The organism is Planktothrix sp. FACHB-1355 (genome assembly GCF_014748295.1).
GTDB lineage: Bacteria > Cyanobacteriota > Cyanobacteriia > Cyanobacteriales > Aerosakkonemataceae > Aerosakkonema > Aerosakkonema funiforme_A.
The window spans coordinates 1-2,810 of record NZ_JACJUP010000935.1 but is presented as its reverse complement, the minus strand read 5'-3'; the positions used below and the strand labels follow the sequence as shown (position 1 = coordinate 2,810).

Genomic DNA, 2,810 nt, shown 5'->3' with positions numbered 1-2,810 from the left:
CACTAAGCTAGACGAAACGAGCGATAATCAGTTTTATTCTTTCCCCCGTTTTGTCACTCACGTAGATGACGGTTTTATCCAACAGCTAACAGACTTGTACCGGGAACGACTTCAACCTAACACTCGCATTTTTGATATGATGAGCAGTTGGGTTTCTCATCTACCAGATGACGTAGAATTCGCTCATGTGGAAGGACACGGGATGAACGAAGAGGAATTGACACGCAATTCTCGGTTGCATCATTACTTTGTCCAAAATCTCAACGAAAATCCCAAATTTCCCTTACCCGATGCAGATTTTGATGCTGTTCTCAACTGCGTTTCCGTACAATATCTGCAATATCCAGAAGCGATATTTTCCGAAATTCATCGCATTCTTAAACCCGGTGGAATCGCGATTTTCAGCTTCTCGAACCGGATGTTTTATCAAAAGGCAATTGCGGCGTGGCGGGATGCTTCGGAAGCAGCGCGGGTGGAAATGGTAAAAAGCTATTTTCGATCGATCCCCGGATTTACCGAACCGGAAGTTATTAGCCGAGTGTCCGCCGCTCCCAGTATTTTACAATGGATGGGTGTCGGCGGTGGCGACCCCTTCTACGCTGTTATCGCTCACAAAGCTGCTAGCTAAAAGGGAAACGGAGCGGTTTTCGGTGCGACTCTGCGTCTGCGATCGCACCGACATCACCCTTATTTAACAAATTTTCACAAAAATACTTCTGCCTAGCGACAGTATTAGGTATAATTCACAGGAAGATTTTGGTCTGAGGAGTTGACAATCACAAATTCGCCAATTTTTCATCCTGGCGGAGGAAGTCTAACAGCCTCCAGTCCGCTTAACCCTAGCAGCTATGACGCAGTTGTAATTGGCGGCGGCTTTTTTGGTTGCAGAATTGCTTTATATCTCAAAGAACATTTAAACAAAGTCCTAATTCTCGAAAAAGAAGCCGATGTTCTCCAACGTGCATCTTATGCAAATCAAGCGAGAGTTCACAACGGCTATCACTACCCGCGCAGCATATTGACCGCTTTGCGATCGAGAGTTAATTTTCCTCGATTTGTCAGCGAATATCGCGAATGTATCGATAGCAGCTTTGATAAATATTATGCGATCGGCAAAATAACTTCCAAAGTCACAGCCAATCAATTTAAAACATTTTGCCAACGCATTGATGCTTTTATAGAGCCAGCACCGATCGACATCAAAAAGCTTTTCAACAATAACTTAATCGAAGACGTTTTTTATACAAAAGAATATGCCTTTGACGCCGTAAAGCTAAAACATAGAATGCTGAACGACATCGAAACAGCAGGCGTGAAACTTAGGCTTAACTCAAAAGTTATCAAATTGGAAGACGCTGATAATTTGGCTATTAAAATTTTTGTAGAATCTCCCGACAATCAAGATATAATTACCGCCAAATACGTTTTTAACTGCACTTATTCATCTATTAACCATATTCTCGATCGTTCAAATTTACCCACAATTCCGCTCAAGCATGAATTAACTGAAATGGCATTAGTTGAAGTTCCCGATCCAATTCGCCATCTCGGTATTACACTTATGTGTGGGCCTTTCTTTTCCATCATGCCTTTCCCAGCACGAGGACTGCATACCCTCAGTCATGTTCGCTACACCCCCCACTGTTTTTGGAAAGATGAAGACGCTGATGTAAAAACAGTTAACCCTAAAAGCGGACACAAAACTAACTACCCATACATGATTAAAGATGCCGAACGATATATCCCAATTCTGAGCAAATGTCAGTATGTCGATTCTATCTGGGAAGTGAAAACAGTTCTGCCGCAAAGCGAGGTAGATGATAGCCGACCGATTTTATTTAAAAAACATCACGGATTAAAAAACTCGATCTGTGTATTGGGTGGTAAGATTGACAATATTTATGATGTTCCCCCTGAACTTAAGTTTATGGAACTCACAGGAGGCGTAATCTAATGGCTACCTATGATTGTTTTGTTTCGGTAGTTGCTCCACTTTCTAACGACGCAAGGATTGTTAAGCCTTTTGTCACTGAAGTAATGGAAGTATTGCGAAACAATTACGCCAACTACGAACTCGTTTTAGTCAATGATGGCTCCGAAGATGATACCGCCGAACAAGTGTGCGGTCTTTTAAAAGAATACGAATGTATCCGATTACTTAATCTCTCCAGAAGTTTTGGTACTGATGTGGCTATATCTTCTGGTTTAGATTCGGTAATCGGAGACTTTGTAGCGATCGTGCTTCCCGAATCTGACCCCCCAGATTTGATTCCAGATTTAATCCAACAAGCTCGACTCGGTTACGATATTGTCATCGGAATTCGCAATAATCGCTCTGGCGAACCTCTGTGGATGAAAGTCGGTGCTAAGCTATTTTACTTGTCTTGCAAAAGTATCTTTAAAATACCGCTGATCGAGAATGCGACCCAGTTCCGGGTATTGAGTAGAGCAGTTGTCAATGCCATCATTCAAGTTAACGACAAGTATCGCTATTTACGCCTCCTCAGTTCTTATGTAGGCTATCGAAGAAAAACTTTTACCTACGAACAAATCAGAAGGTATAGAAGACCGAAACTAAAAAGTTTTCTGGAAACAGTCGATATTGCTTTACAGGTAATTGTGGTGAACTCGGTGCGACCGCTGCGATTTGCCAGTTACTTAGGTTTGCTTGCGAGTATTTTTAATATCCTTTACATGGGTTACATTGCTCTGGTTTACTTATTTAAAGACCAGGTTGCCGAAGGATGGGTAACTTTATCATTTCAAAATGCGATCGCCTTTTTTTGCATCTCGATAGTACTGACTATTTT

3 protein-coding genes are annotated in these 2,810 nt (G+C 41.8%); all 3 read left to right on the top strand.

What is annotated here, in order from left to right:
• A partial coding sequence (locus H6S82_RS27185; RefSeq protein ID WP_191057031.1) for a class I SAM-dependent methyltransferase occupies positions 1-628 on the top strand: 628 nt, incomplete at its 5' end.
• Between the two features lie 141 nt (positions 629-769).
• Positions 770-1,954, top strand: coding sequence for an FAD-dependent oxidoreductase (locus tag H6S82_RS27180; RefSeq protein WP_199315107.1), 1,185 nt, complete (start codon positions 770-772; stop codon positions 1,952-1,954).
• Positions 1,954-2,810, top strand: an 857-nt coding sequence (locus H6S82_RS27175) for a glycosyltransferase family 2 protein (protein WP_191057030.1), incomplete at its 3' end; no start/stop codon positions are given. The genes H6S82_RS27180 and H6S82_RS27175, both read left to right, overlap by 1 nt.